General features: G+C 71.1%; 14 protein-coding genes. 8 read left to right on the forward strand and 6 right to left on the reverse strand.

Annotated features, from left to right (window positions below):
- Positions 1-9 precede the first annotated feature (9 nt).
- On the reverse strand, positions 10-519 hold the full coding sequence (locus ACQW02_RS07760) for a DUF1285 domain-containing protein (RefSeq protein ID WP_431284695.1): 510 nt from the start codon (positions 517-519) through the stop codon (positions 10-12).
- A gap of 284 nt (positions 520-803) precedes the next feature.
- Between ACQW02_RS07760 and ACQW02_RS07765 the strand changes: the two genes are divergently transcribed.
- The 5 genes from ACQW02_RS07765 to ACQW02_RS07785 are packed head-to-tail and all read left to right on the forward strand — an operon-like array spanning position 804 to position 8,010.
- Positions 804-1,829 carry an AAA family ATPase gene (locus tag ACQW02_RS07765; RefSeq protein ID WP_431284696.1) on the forward strand — a complete coding sequence of 342 codons (1,026 nt, stop codon included), beginning with the start codon at positions 804-806 and terminating at the stop codon, positions 1,827-1,829.
- 2 nt (positions 1,830-1,831) lie between these two features.
- Complete coding sequence (locus ACQW02_RS07770) at positions 1,832-2,689, forward strand: DUF58 domain-containing protein (RefSeq protein ID WP_431284697.1); 858 nt, start codon at positions 1,832-1,834, stop codon at positions 2,687-2,689.
- 1 nt (position 2,690) lies between these two features.
- The gene (locus ACQW02_RS07775; protein WP_431284698.1) at positions 2,691-5,510 is read left to right on the forward strand and encodes a DUF4159 domain-containing protein; all 2,820 of its coding nucleotides are present in this window, start codon (positions 2,691-2,693) and stop codon (positions 5,508-5,510) included.
- Positions 5,510-7,594 (forward strand): hypothetical protein, encoded by a 2,085-nt coding sequence (locus ACQW02_RS07780; protein ID WP_431284699.1) that lies wholly within the window; start codon positions 5,510-5,512, stop codon positions 7,592-7,594. The genes ACQW02_RS07775 and ACQW02_RS07780 overlap by 1 nt, the downstream gene beginning before the upstream one ends.
- A gap of 47 nt (positions 7,595-7,641) precedes the next feature.
- Positions 7,642-8,010 carry a hypothetical protein gene (locus tag ACQW02_RS07785; protein ID WP_431284700.1) on the forward strand — a complete coding sequence of 123 codons (369 nt, stop codon included), beginning with the start codon at positions 7,642-7,644 and terminating at the stop codon, positions 8,008-8,010.
- A 76-nt stretch (positions 8,011-8,086) separates the two neighbouring features.
- On the opposite strand, the gene ACQW02_RS07790 is transcribed toward ACQW02_RS07785, so the two are convergent.
- Positions 8,087-8,611: a hypothetical protein gene (locus ACQW02_RS07790; RefSeq protein WP_431284701.1), complete on the reverse strand. Its 525-nt coding sequence runs from the start codon at positions 8,609-8,611 to the stop codon at positions 8,087-8,089.
- A 112-nt stretch (positions 8,612-8,723) separates the two neighbouring features.
- Between ACQW02_RS07790 and ACQW02_RS07795 the strand changes: the two genes are divergently transcribed.
- Positions 8,724-9,398: a hypothetical protein gene (locus ACQW02_RS07795; RefSeq protein WP_431284702.1), complete on the forward strand. Its 675-nt coding sequence runs from the start codon at positions 8,724-8,726 to the stop codon at positions 9,396-9,398.
- Between the two features lie 10 nt (positions 9,399-9,408).
- Here ACQW02_RS07795 and ACQW02_RS07800 read toward each other — a convergent pair whose 3' ends face one another.
- Complete coding sequence (locus ACQW02_RS07800) at positions 9,409-10,035, reverse strand: tyrosine-protein phosphatase (RefSeq protein WP_431284703.1); 627 nt, start codon at positions 10,033-10,035, stop codon at positions 9,409-9,411.
- 125 nt (positions 10,036-10,160) lie between these two features.
- On the opposite strand from ACQW02_RS07800, the gene ACQW02_RS07805 reads away from it, so the two are divergent.
- Both ACQW02_RS07805 and ACQW02_RS07810 read left to right on the forward strand, forming a co-directional pair.
- A complete protein-coding gene (locus tag ACQW02_RS07805; protein WP_431284704.1) occupies positions 10,161-11,744 on the forward strand; it encodes a CocE/NonD family hydrolase in 1,584 nt (527 codons plus the stop codon).
- Positions 11,741-12,334 (forward strand): HAD family hydrolase, encoded by a 594-nt coding sequence (locus tag ACQW02_RS07810; protein WP_431284705.1) that lies wholly within the window; start codon positions 11,741-11,743, stop codon positions 12,332-12,334. The genes ACQW02_RS07805 and ACQW02_RS07810 overlap by 4 nt, the downstream gene beginning before the upstream one ends.
- On the opposite strand, the gene ACQW02_RS07815 is transcribed toward ACQW02_RS07810, so the two are convergent.
- The 3 genes from ACQW02_RS07815 to ACQW02_RS07825 form a co-directional block, all read right to left on the reverse strand.
- Positions 12,311-13,489 (reverse strand): MFS transporter, encoded by a 1,179-nt coding sequence (locus ACQW02_RS07815; RefSeq protein ID WP_431284706.1) that lies wholly within the window; start codon positions 13,487-13,489, stop codon positions 12,311-12,313. The genes ACQW02_RS07810 and ACQW02_RS07815 overlap by 24 nt on opposite strands.
- A 6-nt stretch (positions 13,490-13,495) precedes the next feature.
- Positions 13,496-15,643, reverse strand: a complete 2,148-nt coding sequence (gene uvrB / locus ACQW02_RS07820; protein WP_431285873.1) for an excinuclease ABC subunit UvrB — start codon at positions 15,641-15,643, stop codon at positions 13,496-13,498.
- Positions 15,644-15,731: 88 nt separating this feature from the next.
- Positions 15,732-16,706 carry a Bug family tripartite tricarboxylate transporter substrate binding protein gene (locus ACQW02_RS07825; RefSeq protein WP_431284707.1) on the reverse strand — a complete coding sequence of 325 codons (975 nt, stop codon included), beginning with the start codon at positions 16,704-16,706 and terminating at the stop codon, positions 15,732-15,734.
- Positions 16,707-16,795: the final 89 nt, after the last annotated feature.

The raw sequence follows: 16,795 nt of genomic DNA on the forward strand, positions 1-16,795 counted from the left end.
GGGCAGCGGCTACGCGGCGGCGATCGCCAGTTCGCTATCCTCGGGCAGGTCGTCGATGGGGAAGAAGATCCCCTCGCTCCAGACGCCCAGCACGTCGCGACCGTCGATTCGCTCTGCCTGCGCCAGCGCCACCAGTTCGTAGAAGACGGCGCGGGTGATCCGCGCCTCCAGCCCCGGCCGCACGGTGACATAGGGGGATGGTTGGCGGGTGGTGGGGCACAGGTGCACGGTGATCGGATGGGTCGCGTTCGCGGTGATCATTTCATCGAGGTTGGTGCGGAACGTCAGGCATTGCCGCGGCACGGTCGGTTCGTCACCGCAACAACAATCGCGCCAGAACAATTCGACGGCCAGGAAAGGCGCGTCCTCGACCTCGATCCGGCCGCGTTCGGCCGGGGTTTCGAGCCAGAAGGACCCATCCGGTTCCCGTCGCAGGACACTGGCGAAGAGACAGACCAGTTCCTTCCGTCCGATCGGCGATCCGCGATAGAACCACGTTCCGTCACGCGCGATACGCATCGAAAAATCGCCACAGATGGGCGCACGCTGGCGCACCGGGGGGCGATCTGCCGCCGCCGTGGGCAACGGGGGCGCCGTGGCTGCTACCGTTGCGTGTGGCGGCGTGTTTTCGGCGTGACCCGGCATCCCCAAACCAAGCATGTTGGCATCCTTGGGGGGCATGGCGCCCGAGGCTGTTGCCCCCATGTGATCTGTGCCCCATCTGATCAGGGTGCGGATGGAACCAGCCGGCACGCCGGCGCCCGAACCCTTCGTTCGGAGCCTATATAGGGAGCCGTAAGGCGATGATTGAAGTGGCAACCGCCCCCCAAAACGCGAATAGCGCCGCACTTTCGGTCGCGACGGTGGCTGAAGCCGAAGCGCTGGCCGCGCGCCTGGCCCGCGTTCGGGCCGGGATTGGGCGGATCATCTTCGGCCAGGATGAGGTCATCGAGCAGGCCCTGGTGGCCATCCTGTCCGGCGGCCATGCGCTGCTGGTCGGCGTGCCGGGCCTGGGCAAGACCAAGCTGGTGGAGACCCTGGGCACCGTGCTCGGGCTCGACGCCCGCCGCGTGCAGTTCACCCCCGACCTGATGCCCGCCGACATCCTGGGCTCCGAAGTGCTGGAAGAGGACGCCGATGGCCGCCGCGCCTTCCGCTTCCTGCCGGGGCCGGTGTTCTGCCAATTGCTGATGGCCGACGAAATCAACCGCGCCAGCCCGCGCACCCAATCGGCCCTGCTGCAGGCGATGCAGGAACACCGCGTCGCGGTCGGCGGCACCTTGCATCCGCTGCCCGCGCCCTTCCACGTTCTGGCGACGCAGAACCCGATTGAGCAGGAAGGCACCTATCCGCTGCCGGAAGCCCAACTCGACCGCTTCATGCTCGAAATCGAGGTGCCCTATCCGGATCTCGATTCGGAACGCGCCATGCTGCTGGCCACCACCGGCGCCACCGAGGCCCGTGCCGAAGCCGCCCTGACCACCGCTGAGCTGCTGGCCGCCCAGGCGCTGATCCGCCGCATCCCGGTGGGCGAAAAGGTGCTTGAGGCGATCCTGGCCCTGGTGCGCGGCGCCCGGCCCGAAGGCACGACGAATGAGGCCGTGAAGCGCGCCCTGGCCTGGGGCCCCGGTCCCCGCGCCGCGCAGGCGCTGATGCTGGCGGCGCGCGCGCGGGCCGTGCTGGACGGGCGCCTGTCGCCCAGCCTGGACGATGTGCGGGCCCTGGCCCAGCCGGTGCTGCGGCACCGCATGGCACTGTCCTTCACCGCGCGCGCGGATGGGCTGCGTCTGCCCGACCTGATCGCTTCCCTGGCGGCGGATATCGGCTGAGCATGAACATGGTCGCCCGCCTCCCCAACGCCGAGGCTCTGGGCGCCCGCCTACCGCCCCTGATCGTCGCGGCCGAACGGGTCGCGGCGACGGTGCGGGCGGGGGTGCATGGGCGGCGGCGGCCGGGGCATGGCGATGCCTTCTGGCAGTTCCGGCCTTTCGCCCAAGGCGACGCCGCGGCACGGGTGGATTGGCGCCAGTCGGCGCGCGGCGACCGGCTGTATGTGCGTGAGACGGAATCCGAAGCCGCCCAGACGGTCGCCTTGTGGTGCGCCGATGATGCCGGCATGGCCTGGCGCGGCGCGCCGGCGCGGCCGACCAAGCGCGAACGCGCCGAATTGCTGCTGCTGGCCCTGGCCGCCCTGCTGATCCGTGGCGGCGAACGGGTGCGGATGCTGGGCGCCGGTCGCACCTTGGCAGGGCGCGGCGCGCTGGAACGGCTGGCGCAGGACCTCGACCACGCCAGCGGTGCGCCCGAGGACCCGGGCCTGCCGCGCCACGCCCGCGTCGTCTTGTTCGGCGATTTCTGGGCGCCGCTGGAAGACTGGCAGGCGCGGCTTTCGGCCTTGTCCACGCGCGGGTTGCGCGGCACGCTGGTGCAGGTGCTGGACCCCGCCGAGGAAACCTTGCCCTACGCCGGCCGCGTTCGCTTCGAAGGCCTGTCCGGCGAAGCCCCTGAACTCATGCCCCGCGTCGAAGGCGTGCGCGCGGCCTATACCAGCCGGGTCGCGGCGCATCGCGATGGGCTGGCGACCGTGGCACGAAGCAATGGCTGCAACCTGATGACGCATCACACCGACCAACCGCCCGAGGCCGCCCTGCTGGCCCTGTGGCTTTCCCTGTCGGGTGAGGCTGGCTGACGTGCTGACCCTTGGCCCCGTCGCCTTCGCCGCCCCTTGGGTTCTGGGCGCGCTGCTGACCTTGCCGGTGCTCTACTGGCTGCTGCGGGTCACGCCGCCGGCGCCGAAGCGCCAGGATTTCCCGGTGCTGCGCCTGTTGCGCGGGCTGGTCGCGGCGGAAACCACCCCGGCCCGCACGCCTTGGTGGCTGCTGCTGCTGCGCGTGATCGTGGCGGCGCTGGTGATCATCGCGCTGGCGCGCCCGGTCTGGGGCCCAGGGGCGGCGCCGGGCGGCGACGGGCCGTTGCTGGTCGTGGTGGATGACGGTTGGGCAGCGGCGCCGGAATGGCCGGAACGCATGGCGGTCGCCCAGGCCGCGATCGACGCGGCCGCCCGCAGCGGCCGCCGCGTCGCGATCCTGACGACCGCCCCGACCGAAGCCGCCGAGGCACCGCGCCCCGGCGCGCTGCTGCCGGCCGAAGAAGCCCGGTCGCGCCTTGCCGCCCTGCGCCCCAAGCCCTGGGCACCCGACCCGGCCGCCGCCGCGGCATCCCTGCCGGCCTGGCGCGCCGCCAATGCCCTGGGCGATGGCGCCGTCACCGTGCTGTGGGTGACCGATGCGCTGCGCCACGGCCTGCCGGTGCCGGTGGCCGCGCCCGAACCGACCGCGCCGCTGCCGCCCAATGCCCAGCCCGCCGGCCGCGCCACGCCCGCGCCCGCGCCGCCACCCGCTGCGGCCCCCACGGGGCCGGATGGTTTCACGACCCTCGCCACCGCGCTTTCGGCCGCGGGCCCGCTGACCCTCGCGCGCTCCGAGGAGCGTCCCACCCGCCTGTTGCTGCCGCCCCGCGCCGAACCAGAACGCCTGATCGTACGCCTGGCCCAGACCCCGGCCGCCAGCGCCGGCGAGGCCGTGATTCTGGCCCGCACCGCCGAAGGCCGCACCCTGGCCCGCGCCGCCATGCCGCTGCCGGCCGGTTCGATGGGTGGCGAGGCCGCCCTCGACCTGCCGCTGGAATTGCGTAACCGCGTGGTGCGGCTGGACCTGGAGGGCACCGTCGGCGCTGGTGGCGTCATGCTGCTGGACGAACGCTTTCGCCGCCGGCCGGTCGGGCTGATCGCGGGCGACGAACAGGGCGCCGATGCGGCGCTGCTAGGCGATGTCTTCTGGCTCGACCGCGCCTTACAGCCCTATGCGGAACTGAGGCGCGGCAGTGTCGAAAGCCTGCTGTCCCGGCCCCTCGCGCTGCTGATCCTGGCCGACAGGCCGCTGGCCGAGGGCCGGGAACAGCAAACCGTCGCAACCTGGGTCGAACGCGGCGGCACCTTGCTGCGCTTTGCCGGGCCACGACTGGCCGAAACCCCCGACCCGCTGCTGCCCGTGCCGCTGCGTGCCGGTGAACGCGCGCTGGGCTCCGCGCTGTCCTGGGAACAGCCGCAGCGCCTGGCGCCCTTCCCGGAAGGCAGTCCCTTCGCCGGCCTGCCGGTGCCGGGTGAAGTGCTGGTCGATCGCCAGGTCCTGGCCGAACCGGTCGCGCGCCTGGCGGAACGCACCTGGGCGCGGCTGGCCGATGGCACGCCGCTGGTCACCGCCGAAACCCGCGGGCGCGGTCGCATCGTGCTGGTGCACGTGACCGCCAATGCCGCCTGGTCGAACCTGCCTCTGTCGGGGCTCTATGTGGACATGCTGCGCCGGGTGATCGGGCTATCGGCGGGCGTCGCGGGGGCAGAGGGCAATGCCGCCCTGCCGCCGCTGGAAACTCTGGACGGGTTCGGCCGGCTCGGGCTGCCGCCGCCATCGGCCGGGCCTGTCCCATCGAACCTGATCGCCACCGCCGTGTCCGGTCCTCGCTCGCCGCCCGGCTGGTATGGCGCGGCCGGGGAGGGTGCGGAACGCCGCGCGCTGAACCTTTCTGCGGGCATCGCGCCGCCGGTCATGGCCACGCTGCCGTCCGGCGTGCCGGTGCGCGCCGTCGGCGGCGTGCCGGCCGAGGCCGATCTCGGCCCCTGGCTGCTGGCCGCCGCCCTGCTGTTGCTGGCACTGGACCTGATCGTGTCGATGGGCTTGCGCGGCTACCTCGTCTTTGGCCGCGTGGCGGCGATGTTGCTGCTGCTGGCGACGCCGGCGATGGCGCAGGAGGGGGCGAATGCGCTCGCCACCCGGCTGGCCTATGTCGTGACCGGCGATGCGCAGGTCGATGAGGTGTCGCGCCAGGGGCTCGTCGGCCTATCGGATTTCGTGAACCGCCGCACCGCCGCGGCCCTGGCCGAACCGGTTGGCGTGACGCCGGGGCAGGATGACCTCGCATTTTTCCCCCTGATCTACTGGCCGGTGCTGCCGGAGGCAGCGGCGCTGGATGCCGGCGCGGCGGCGGCGATCAACGCCTATTTCCGGCTGGGCGGGATTGTCTTGTTCGACACGCGCGACGAAGGATCAGGCGAAGGCATGGCGCCCGGGGCGCGGGCGGCGGTGCGGCGCATCACGCGGGACCTCGCGGTGCCGCCGCTGGCCCCGGTCGCCGACGATCATGTGCTGCGTCGTGCCTTCTACCTGCTGCCTGAGATGCCCGGGCGCTACACGGGTGGGCAGGTCTGGGCGGCGCGGGAACAGGATCGCGCCAATGACAGCGTCAGCCCGGTGATTCTGGGCGGGCATGACTGGGCGGCCGCCTGGGCGATGGATGCCCGTGGGCAGAATCCCTACGCGACCATTCCAGGCGGGGCGCGACAGCGGACGCTTGCTTACAGGTTTGGCACCAACCTCGTGATGTACGCGCTGACGGGCAACTACAAGGGCGACCAGGTGCACGTGCCGGCGATCCTCGAAAGGCTGGGCAACTGATGAACCAGACTGTCTCCGGCATCGACTTCGCGCCGGCCTTGCCGTGGTGGCTGCTGGCCGCGTTGGCCGCCGTGGCGGTGATCGCGACGGGCTTCGCCGTCTGGCGCGGCGCGCGTGGCGCGTGGTGGCGGGCGGCGGCCTTTGCCGCCGTGCTGCTCGCGCTGGGCAACCCGCGCCTGCGTGAGGAAACCCGCGAAACCCGGCCCGACATCGCCGTCGTGCTGGTGGATGAAAGCGACAGCACCCGCGTTGCGGGGCGGGAAGCACGGATCGCCGCCGCCCGCACCGCAGTCACCCAGCGCATGTCGCGCTTGCCGGACCTGGAAACCCGCATCGTCGCGGTGCCGGAAGCCGGCACCCAGGGCACGCTTCTGTGGGGCGCGCTGGAACGCGCGCTGGCCGAAATCCCGCGCGCGCGGCTGGCCGGCATCCTGGCCCTGACCGATGGCCAGGCGCATGACGCGCCGACCGATCCGGCCCCCGGCGCGCCCTTTCATCTGCTGCTGGCCGGGCGGCCGGGCGAAATCGATCGCCGCATCCGCATCATCGAGGCGCCGGGCTTCGGCATCGTCGGCCGTAGCGTCGAGGTTCGGCTGGTCGTCGAGGATCTGGGCGTCGCACGCGCCGATGGCGCCGCCCGCCTGACCATCCGTCGCGACGGCCAGGCGCCCCGCGTCGAAAGCGTGCCGGTCGGTCGCGAACACCGCGTGACCGTGCCGATCGAACGCGGCGGCCCGACTGTGCTGGAACTCTCGGCCGAGGTGCGGGAGGGCGAGGTCTCAGACGTCAACAATCGTGCCGTCGTCACGATCAATGGCGTGCGCGACCGGTTGCGGGTGTTGCTGGTGTCGGGCGAACCGCATGCCGGCGAACGCACCTGGCGGCGGTTGTTGAAGGCCGATCCCAACGTCGACCTCGTGCATTTCACCATCCTGCGGCCGCCGGAAAAAGACGACCTGACGCCGCTGAACGAATTGGCACTGATCGCCTTTCCGGTGCGCGAATTGTTCCAGGTGAAGCTGCGCGATTTCGACCTCGTGGTCTTCGATCGCTTCGCCAATCGTGGGCTGCTGCCGCCGGCCTATCTGCGGAACATCGCCGATTACGTGCGCCAGGGGGGCGCGCTGCTGATGTCGGTCGGGCCGGAATACTCGGGGCCGACCAGCCTGTTCCCGACGCCTCTCGGCCAGGTGCTGCCGGCGCGTCCGGTGGGTGGCGGACAGGCGGTGGCGGAAGGCGCCTTCCGCGCCCAGGTGACCGAAGCCGGTGCCCGCCACCCCGTGACCGAGGGCCTGCCCCAGGCCAACCAGGATGCCGCGCCGCCAAGCTGGGGCCAGTGGTATCGCTGGCTGCGCGCCGAACCCCGCGCCGGCACCACGGTGATGTCCGCCCCTGGTGCCGCGCCGCTGCTGGTGCTGGACCGGGTGGGTGAGGGCCGGGTGGCGTTGCTGCTGTCCGACCAGATCTGGCTGTGGTCCCGCGGCCATGACGGCGGCGGGCCCCAGGCCGAATTGCTGCGCCGCGCCGCGCATTGGCTGATGCGTGAGCCGGAACTCGAAGAAGAAGACCTGTCCGCCCGGATCGAGGGCGGCACCCTGTCGGTCGTGCGCCGCAGCGTCGAACCCGGCCCGCCGCCCGAAATCACCGTGACCGCGCCCGATGGCAGCATCACCCGCCACGTGCTGCGCCCCGGGACGGGCGGGCGCGCGACGCAGGACATGGCGGCGGGGCTGCCTGGTGTCTGGCAGGTTTCCGACGGGCGCCGCACCGCCTTCGCCGCCGCCGCCGCCGCCAACCCGCCCGAGATCGCCGACCTGCGCGCCGATGAGGCACGACTGCGGCCGGCGGTGACGGCCGGCGGTGGGGCCGTGCGCTGGATGGGGGCATGGGTGGAACCGCTGATCCCGGATATCCGCCGCGTGGCGCTCGGGCGCGATGCGGCGGGGCCGGGATGGATCGGGCTTCGGCGGAACCAGGACCATACGGTGACCGGGGTCTCCGCGACGCCCTTGCTGCCGCCCTGGGCGGCGCTGCCGCTGGTGCTTGGGCTGTTGCTGGTTGGTTGGCGGCGCGAAGGGCGGTAGCGGGCGGATCATTGCGCAGCCGGCGGCGCGGGGCCAAATACGTCGCCATGAAAGCTTTACGCGCGGTTGTCTTCGCCCTGCCCATCCTTGCCGCTTGCGCGACCGGGCCGAGCCTGGCGCAGCGCCTGTCGGTCTATATCGGCCAGCCCGAACCGGATCTGGTGGCGGCGCTCGGCGTGCCGCTGCGGATCTACGATGAAGACGGGCGGCGCTTCCTGGAATTCGACCAGCAGCGCCTGCTCGCCGTGCCGGCGCCTTATGCTTTTGGTGCTGGCGCCGGGTTTGGCTACTACGGCTGGCGCGGGGGCGGGGGGTATGTCGGCTCCACCGTTGTCACCGCCAGTTGCGGCATCACGTTTGCGATACGTGATGGCCGTGCCGAATCCTTCACCCTGCGTGGTGACGGGTGCTGGTAGCGGCGTCAGCCACCGCACGATGGCCGTGCCGAATCCTTCACCCTGCGTGGTGATGGCTGCTGGTAGCGCGACGGGCTTAGCCGCGTGAATCCCGTGCCGCCTGGGCGTTGCGCCCAGCCTGGGACGTGCTGCCGATACGCCCGCCGGTGATGATGCCGCGGCGCATGCCGCTGCGTTTGGGCGTCATCCCCGCGTGGCCCGTCGCGCCAGGCGCTGGGTGATGCACCGGGGTCTGCTGCTGGCGCGCCAGTGCCGCGCGCATCGATTCCACCGCCCGTTCGCGCCGTGCCTGCGCCGAAAGGGCCGCCAGGCGCGTGTTCACGCGCTTCAAGCCGCGCGAAAAAACCTGCTTCTTCGCGGCCAGGCCGCGTTCGCTGGCGGTTTCCGTGGCGGTGCCGCGCGTGTCGGCCTTACCGCGCTGGATGCGGCGGCGGCCCTGCACGATGTCCCGCGCCCGTCCTCGCCGTGCCCGCAGCCATTGCGCCAGCCCCACCAGATCCTCGTGCGAGGCGGCGTCCAGCTCGGGGAAATGGCTGCGCATCACCATCGCGATTTCGTCTTCCGCCAGCAGGCGGCGTTCGGAGGCAAATTCGACACCCATGGACGACATCCTTCCCAATTTTTTCTTCGGAGCATTGAAGCACCTATAGACCGCACCCGCGCAAGCCGATCGGCGCTGGCGAGGCGCTGGCGGACGTCCTAGGATGCCAGGCATGAACAAGCGTGTCCTGCCATTCCTCGCCATCCTCGTGCTGCCGGCATTGGCCGACCCGGCCTGGTCCCAGGGGACCGGCATGCGTGCCCCGACGCGCGACCCCAGCGTGCCGGTCGGGCCGCAGCGGCAAAGCGCGCCGGTCGCGCTGCCTGGGCTGGCATCGCGGCCCGCCATCCAGCCGATCCCGGCCGAGCCGGGGCAGAACCTGGCGCCGAATGCGATGCTGTTCGATGCGATCAATCGTGGCGACATCGCCGCCGCCCGCGATGCGGTGGGGCGTGGCGCCGACCTGGGGTCGCGCAACCCCTTGGGGCTGACGCCGATCGATGCCGCCGTCGACCAGGGGCGCAACGACATCGCGTTCTTCCTGCTGTCGGCGCGCGGGACGGTGGGGCCGCAGATGCGGGCACCGACAGGGGCCAACCTGGCCACACCGTCGCTGGGGGCCGACATGGCCGCCCCGCCGCCGGGCCGTGGGCGGTCCGCCGCCGCCGCGATGACGGTCCCGCCGCGCAACGCGCCGCGCGGCAGCGTGGTGCAGCCCGTTCTTCAGCCGCGCCTCTGGGCCAATGACGGCGGGGCGCCGCAGCCGGATGCGGGGTTCTTGGGCTTCGATGCCGGGCGCCCGGCGGGGGCGGTCGCGCCGGATGCGCCCCGCCGCGGGCGCGGTTAAGGCTGCCCTCCTACTCCCGCCGCAGCACCCCATCCACCAGCCGGTCCGCCCAGGGGCGGCTGGTGAAGGACGCACGCAGGGCGGCCTCGTCGTAATCCTCGCGCAGCCAGTCCAGGAACGGCTTCGGCCAGGCCGCGGCATAGGCGCGGAAAAACGCGTCCAGGATGCCGGTGCGGCTGGCCGCGACATGGCCCCAGCGGAGCGACATCTGCGCCAGCGCTTCCTCGGGCGGGCGGCCGTTCAGCAGCAGCCACAGTCCCGCGCCCAGGCCGGTGCGATCCGCGCCTGACTTGCAGTGGATCAGGATCGGTTCCTCGACCCGCGCATAGATGTCGGCAAGCCGCAGGATGCGGTCCTTATGCGGCGCCCCGCGCGATTCGAAGGGGGCGTCGACATGGGCCAACCCCAGGTCCGCCGCCGCCTGGCGCGACAGCGCGTCGGCGCCGCAATCTGGCCGCTGGCCACGCAGGTTGATCACCGTCTTCAGCCCATGCCGGCGCGCCGCCGCCGCGATCTGGAAGGGCAGGGGGTGGTTCGAGCGATACAGCCGCCCCGGCGCCACGACGCCCCAGTTGCGCCAGGGGATCCGCAGCGCCGCATGATCCACGAACAGGGCATTGGGCCAGGAGGTCTTCACGCGCGCCGTGTAGGGCGCGGCGGGCGCGACGGGAAGCCCCGGCCGGTGACGGCACGGCGATTGCCTAAACCGCCAGGACACGATCCACGAGCGAACACCATGCCGCACCACCGCCCGGCCCGGGCATGACCCCCAGCGAAACCCGCTCGATGCGGCTGTCGGATGGCACCCGGCTGGATGCGTCCATCTGGCGCCCCTCCGGCCCCGGCCCGCATCCGGTGCTGCTGATGCGCCAGCCCTATGGGCGGGCCATCGCCAGCACCGTCACCCTGGCCCATCCGGCCTGGTATGCGGCGCAGGGCTTTATCGTCGTGGTGCAGGATGTGCGCGGCGCGGGCAGCAGCGAAGGCCACTTCATCGTCTACGCGAATGAGGCCGAGGACGGCGCCGAAGCCGTCGCCTGGGCCGCCGGCCTGCCGGGCAGCAGCGGCCGGGTCGGGATGTATGGGTTTTCCTACCAGGGGGCGTCGCAATTGCTGGCGGCGTCCCAGGCGCCGGCCGCGCTTGGCGCGATCACGCCATCCATGTCGGTCTGGGATGTGTATGCGGAAAAATCCGCCGATGGCGGGGCCTTCGCCATGGCGGGCTGCGGCGGGTGGGCGGCGCAGATGGGCGCGCTGGAGGCCCGGCGCCGGGGCGATGTCGCGGGCCATGCGGCGCTGACCGCCTGGACGAACGCACCGCGCTACGACGGCACGACCCCTGCCTGCCCGGAGATCCTGGCGCGCACGGCCGACCAGCACCATTACGAGGAATGGCGCAGCCGCCCCCCCGGCGACCCCTATTGGGGCCGCGTGTCGCCATCGCGCCGGATCGACCCCACGCGCTTCGCCGTCCCGGCGCTGCATTCGGGGGGGTGGTTCGACTACAACCTGTCCGGCACCTGGGGCGGCTACCACGCGCTGGCCGGGGTCGCCGCGGCGCCGCAGGCGCTGGTCATCGGGCCCTGGACGCATCTGGCCTGGGCGCCGCGCCAGTCGGGCCAGGATTTCGGCCCGGCCGCGCTGGGCGACATGGATGCGCTGCACATCGCCTGGTTCGACTGGGCGCTGAAGGGGCGCGGCGGGCCGCCGGTTGTTGGCGCGCGGGTGTTCGACCTCGGCACCAAGGCCTGGCGCGACTTCCCGGCCTGGCCCCGGACGCTGCCGCATAGGCTGCACCTGGCCGGGGATGGCCGGGTGGCGGTGCGCGAGGGCGCATTGTCGGGGCAATCGGCGGCGGCCTCGACCGAGCGCTTTGTCCACGACCCCTATCGCCCCGTGCCATCGACCCCGCCGCTGATGGACCGCAGTGAGATCGACCAGCGCACCGATGTGCTGGCGTTCACCGGCACGCCCTTGGCAGCACCCCTGACCATCCTGGGCGTCGTGCGGGTGGAACTGGCCATGGCGGCCGATGCGCCGTCCTTCGACGTATCGGCCGTGTTGTCGGTGGTCCGGCCGGATGGGCGCGCGATGGTGCTGACCAGTGGCTATCGGCACGTGCCGGACGGTGGCAGCGTGGTGGTCGAGATGACGCCCACCTGCATCACCCTGGCCCCCGGCGAACGCCTGCGCCTGTCGATCGCCGGCGCGGCCTTCCCGGCCTATCCGGTCAATCCCGGCACCGGCACGGACCCGCGGGCCGCGACGGCGATGGAGACGGTGCCGATCTTTTACGAATTGCACACCCAGGACTCGGCCCTGGTGCTGCCGAGGCTGCCCGGATGATGGTCCTGTTCGACATGGACGACGTGCTTTGCGACTACCGTCGCGACGTGCGTTGCGCGCATCTGGCGGCCGTCAGCGGGCGCAGGCCACAGGATGTGGAAGCCGCCATCTGGGGTGGCGGGATCGAGGCCGCGGCCGATGCGGGCACCCTGGATGCCGCGGCCTATCTCGCGGCCTGTGGCGACGCGCTGGGCCATCCGTTGACCGAGGAGGAATGGCTGACCGCCCGCGGTGCCGCCATGACCGCGCGGCCGGGCGTGCTGGCGATGGTGGCGGCGCTGCGCACACCGATCGCCGTGCTGACCAACAACACATCGCTGGTCGGCACGCATATCGACCGGCTGTTCCCGGAACTGCGCCCGCTGTTCGGCGAGGCGATCTTCACCTCGGGCGGCCTGGGCCTGGCCAAGCCGGACCCGGCCTGTTTCCTGGCCTGTCTGCACCGCCTGGGCGCCGCGCCCGCCGAGACCCTGTTCATCGACGACCTGGCCGAGAACGTCCGGGGCGCGCAGGCGGCGGGGCTGTCGGCCTGGCAATACACGTCGGAGGCCGGGCTGGCGGATGTGCTACGGGGGCGCGGGCTGCTCTGACGCAGGGCGCGAACGCAGCCAGGCAAAAGCCAGCAGCGACACGATTGCCAGGCCGCAGCACGCCGTTGCCACCTGGATCGGGGCGGCCGGGTCGGCGGTGATGTCCCGCGCCCAGCCGGCGAGTGGGGGCAGGAAAGTCACGCCGAGGTAGTAGACGGTGTAGAAGGCCCCCATGCCAAAAACCCGCGCGGCGGGCGGCAGCACCTGGGCGGCCAGGGCGAAGAGCGGCGCGCCCGCCAGCCCGCCGAACAGGCCGAAACCGATCAGCGCCAGCGTATTGGCGGGACCGGAGGGCAGCACCGCCACAAGCTGGCAGCACAGCGCCCCGACACCGATGCACAGCACCGGCAGCAGGATGGGCCGGCCGACGCGCGCTGCGACCCAGCCGCCCAGCACCACCGTCACCGTCGCCACCCAACTGGCCAGGCTGGCCAGGCGGCCGGCCTCGGCGGGCGGTACATCCTGGGCGGTGAACATGGCCGGCGCGAAGCTGAGCAGCAGGATCAGCGCCGCATTGAACGCCATCCAGCCCGTCGCGATGGCCAGCAGGGCCGGCCAGTTGGGCGGCCTGGCGGAGGACGCCGCCACAGGGGCCGGCCCGCCCGCCTGGATGGCCGGCACCGCCAGCAGCAGAAGGGCGGCCATCGCGGCCAGAAGCGCCATGGCGCCGCGCCAGCCAAGACCCTCGGCCAGCAGCGGCAGCAGGAGCAGCGCCAAGGCGATGCCGGCCGGCCAGGCGGCCAGGATCCAACCCAGCGCCAGCGGCAGGGATACGCCGGCGAAACGGTCCATCACCAGTTTCACCAGGATCAGGTTCAACAGGATGCCGCCGGTGCCGGAGACGACCCGCCCGCCCAGCGCCACCGTCGCCCCCGGCGCCGCCGCCAGGATCACCCCGCCCACTGCCATCAGCCCCAGCCCGGCATAGAGGATGCGCCGGTCGCCAAGCCGCGCCGCCAGCGCCCCCCCTGGCAGCGACACGACGCAGCCCGCCACCTGATAGGCGCCGATCAGTGCGCCGAGGGCCGCGAAATCCGCCACCAGCCCGCCCACCAGCACGGGGCCGAGCGCGCCGACCGACTGGAACTGCATCGCGAACAACGCTCGCGCGCCGACGAGCAGCGCCAGGACCAGCCAGTCGCGGCGCGCGGGCAACCCGCGTCAGCCCTTGCCGCGCCGTGCCTTGCCGCCCTTGGCCTTCTTCGGGTCCCAGCCGCCGCCGCCCGGCCCCATCGGCACCGGGCGGAAGGGGGTGGACTCGCGCAGGGACCGCCCGGCCTCGTTCGGCACCAGGCCGAGGTCCAGGGCCTCCAGCCGCTTGATCTCGTCGCGCAGGCGGGCGGCGGTCTCGAATTCCAGGTCGGCGGCGGCGGCGCGCATCTTCTTTTCCATATCGGCGATGGCGGCGCGCAGGTCCTTCCCGACGAAGTTGGTGGTGCTGTCGCCTTCGTTGGCGGGGACGGTGACGTAATCCTGCTCGTAGACCGATTGCAGCACGTCGGAGATATCGCGCTTGATGCTTTGCGGCGTGATGCCGTGTTCGGTGTTGTAGGCGATCTGCTTGGCGCGGCGGCGGTCGGTTTCCTCCAGCGCCATGCGCAGGCTGTTGGTCATGACGTCGGCATAGAGGATCACCCGCCCATCGGCGTTGCGCGCCGCGCGGCCGATGGTCTGGATGAGGGATGTGACCGACCGCAAAAACCCTTCCTTGTCGGCGTCCAGGATGGCGACGCGCTCGCATTCGGGGATGTCCAGCCCCTCGCGCAACAGGTTGATGCCGACCAGCACATCGAAGACGCCGCGGCGCAGGTCGCGGATGATCTCGATGCGTTCCAGCGTGTCCACGTCCGAATGCAGGTAGCGGACTTTTATGCCCGCCTCGGTCATGTATTCGGTCAGGTCCTCGGCCATGCGCTTGGTCAGGACGGTGACCAGCACGCGCCCGCCACGCGCCGCGACGGTGCGGCATTCGGCCAGCAGGTCATCGACCTGGCCCTCGACGGGGCGGATGTCATAGAGCGGATCGACCAGCCCGGTCGGGCGAATGATCTGTTCCGCAAAAACGCCGCCGGTGCGCTCCATTTCCCAGGGGCCGGGGGTGGCGCTGACGAAGACGGAGTCCGGGCGGAACCGCTCCCATTCCTCGAACTTCAGCGGGCGGTTGTCGATGCAGGAGGGCAGGCGGAACCCAAAGTCGCGCAGGATCGCCTTGCGGGAATAGTCGCCCTTGTACATGCCGCCGACCTGCGGAACCGTGACGTGGCTTTCGTCCACGATCAGCAGCGCATTGTCCGGCAAATATTCGAACAGGGTCGGCGGTGGTTCGCCGGGACGGCGGCCCGACAGGTAGCGGCTGTAGTTCTCGATGCCTTTGCAGGAGCCGGTGGTCTCCATCATTTCGATGTCGAAGGTGGTGCGCTGTTCCAGGCGCTGGGCTTCCAGCAACTTGCCCTCGGCATGCATTTCCGCGAGCCGTTCCTTCAACTCGCGCTTGATGTCGCCGATCGCCTGCAGCAGCGTCGGGCGGGGCGTCACGTAATGGCTGTTGGCGTAGATCGAGACGCGTTCCATCTCGCCCGCGATCTCACCCGTCAGCGGGTCGAATTCGCGGATGCTGTCGACCTCGTCACCGAAGAGCGTGATGCGCCACGCGCGGTCTTCCATATGGCTGGGCCAGAGGTCGATGTTCTCGCCACGCACGCGAAACGTGCCGCGTTCGAATGCGACGTCGTTGCGCCGATACTGCTGTTCGACCATGCCCTTGATCAGCACGTCGCGGTCGATCCGCCCGCCGCGTTCCAATTTGATCGTCATGTTGGAATAGGTTTCGACGGAGCCGATGCCGTAGATGCAGGACACCGAGGCGACGATGATCACGTCGTTGCGTTCCAGCAGCGCCTGGGTGGCGCTGTGCCGCATCCGGTCGATCTGTTCGTTGATCTGGCTGTCTTTTTCTATGTAGGTGTCGGTCCGCGGCACATAGGCCTCGGGCTGGTAGTAGTCGTAGTAGGATACGAAATATTCGACCGAGTTTTCGGGGAAGAAGGACTTCATTTCCCCGTATAATTGCGCCGCCAGGGTCTTGTTCGGCGCCAGCACCAGCGCCGGGCGCTGCACCGCCTCGATCACCTTGGCCATCGTGAACGTCTTGCCCGAGCCTGTGACGCCCAGGAGCACCTGGTCGCGTTCGCCGGCGGCCAGGCCGGCCAGCAGGGTCTTGATCGCCTCCGGCTGGTCGCCGGCGGGTTCGTAGGGGCTGACGACCTTCAGCGCCTTGGTGAAGGGCGGCGCCGGGCGGGGCGGCGGCATGAACAATTCGGCGGGGATGATCTGATCCATGCCGGCAATGTGGGGCCTCCGGGGCGGCTGCGCCACCGGAGCCTGCTCGGAAACGACCTCAGTCGTTCAGGGTGACCCGCGCGGCTGTTACGATATCCCGCCAGCGCTGCTGTTCGCCGGTCATGAAGCGCCCGAAATCGACCCGTCCCATCGGCATCGGCACCGCGCCGATGGCCGCCAGCGCCTGCTGGAAATCCGCCTGGGCCAGCATGCCGTCGATGGCGCTCCAGAGGGCGGCCAGGATCGGATCCGGCGTGCCGCTGCGCGCGGTGACGCCGAACCAGGTGGTGACCGTGAAATCCGGCACGCCGCTTTCGATCATCGTCGGCAGTTCCGGCGCCAGCGGCCAGCGCTCGCCCGAGGTGACGGCCAGCGCCCGCAACGCCCCACCACGCACCGCCCCGATCGAGGAGGGGTAGTTGTCGAAAGCCAGTTGCACCGTGCCGGCCATCAGATCGGTCACCATCGGCCCCGCGCCGCGATAGGGCACATGCACGATATCCACGCCCGTCCGCAGCTTGAACAATTCGCCGGCGAGATGGACCGAGCCGCCCGACCCGGCGGAGCCGTAGTTCAACTTGCCCGGATTGGCGCGGGCATAGGCGATCAGTTCCGCGACCGATTGCACCGGCAGGCTGGGGGTCACGACCAGGATATTCGTGCTGGTGCCGATCGGTGCGACCGGCACACTGTCGCGATCGGCGTCGAAGGTGGAATCCTTGACCAGCACGGCATTGATCGCATGCGTCGCGACATTGGCCAGCAGCAGCACATGGCCATCGGCGGGCTGCTGCGTGACCCATTCCGCGGCGCGCGCGCCGGATGCGCCGGGCCGATTGTCCACGACGAAATTCTGGCCGAAGTGGCGACCAAGCCGTTCGGCCAGCAACCGTGCCACGATGTCATTGCCGCCGCCGGGCGGCGCGCCCACGACCAGCCTGACGGGCCGCGTCGGATAACTGCCCTGCGCCGATGCGCGCGCGGCCACGGCCATCAGGCCGGCCGCGCCGATCAGGTGTCTACGTGTCGGCATCAAAACCCCTTCCGTGCTCCGCGCATGGTTGACAAGCCAGTGCCGCGGGTCCGTTCTTTTGCATCGCAGCACAACGCTACACGGCATGG

The organism is Humitalea sp. 24SJ18S-53 (genome assembly GCF_050632385.1).
Lineage (GTDB): Bacteria > Pseudomonadota > Alphaproteobacteria > Acetobacterales > Acetobacteraceae > Humitalea.

What these genes read in the sequence shown, in the direction of transcription:
- ACQW02_RS07760 (WP_431284695.1), bottom strand. Translation starts at nt 519, where the DNA reads ATGCGTATCGCGCGTGACGGAACGTGGTTCTATCGCGGATCGCCGATC.
- ACQW02_RS07765 (WP_431284696.1), top strand. Translation starts at nt 804, where the DNA reads ATGATTGAAGTGGCAACCGCCCCCCAAAACGCGAATAGCGCCGCACTT.
- ACQW02_RS07770 (WP_431284697.1), top strand. Translation starts at nt 1,832, where the DNA reads ATGAACATGGTCGCCCGCCTCCCCAACGCCGAGGCTCTGGGCGCCCGC.
- ACQW02_RS07780 (WP_431284699.1), top strand. Translation starts at nt 5,510, where the DNA reads ATGAACCAGACTGTCTCCGGCATCGACTTCGCGCCGGCCTTGCCGTGG.
- ACQW02_RS07785 (WP_431284700.1), top strand. Translation starts at nt 7,642, where the DNA reads ATGAAAGCTTTACGCGCGGTTGTCTTCGCCCTGCCCATCCTTGCCGCT.
- ACQW02_RS07790 (WP_431284701.1), bottom strand. Translation starts at nt 8,611, where the DNA reads ATGGGTGTCGAATTTGCCTCCGAACGCCGCCTGCTGGCGGAAGACGAA.
- ACQW02_RS07795 (WP_431284702.1), top strand. Translation starts at nt 8,724, where the DNA reads ATGAACAAGCGTGTCCTGCCATTCCTCGCCATCCTCGTGCTGCCGGCA.
- ACQW02_RS07805 (WP_431284704.1), top strand. Translation starts at nt 10,161, where the DNA reads ATGACCCCCAGCGAAACCCGCTCGATGCGGCTGTCGGATGGCACCCGG.
- ACQW02_RS07810 (WP_431284705.1), top strand. Translation starts at nt 11,741, where the DNA reads ATGATGGTCCTGTTCGACATGGACGACGTGCTTTGCGACTACCGTCGC.
- uvrB (WP_431285873.1), bottom strand. Translation starts at nt 15,643, where the DNA reads ATGCCGCCGCCCCGCCCGGCGCCGCCCTTCACCAAGGCGCTGAAGGTC.
- ACQW02_RS07825 (WP_431284707.1), bottom strand. Translation starts at nt 16,706, where the DNA reads ATGCCGACACGTAGACACCTGATCGGCGCGGCCGGCCTGATGGCCGTG.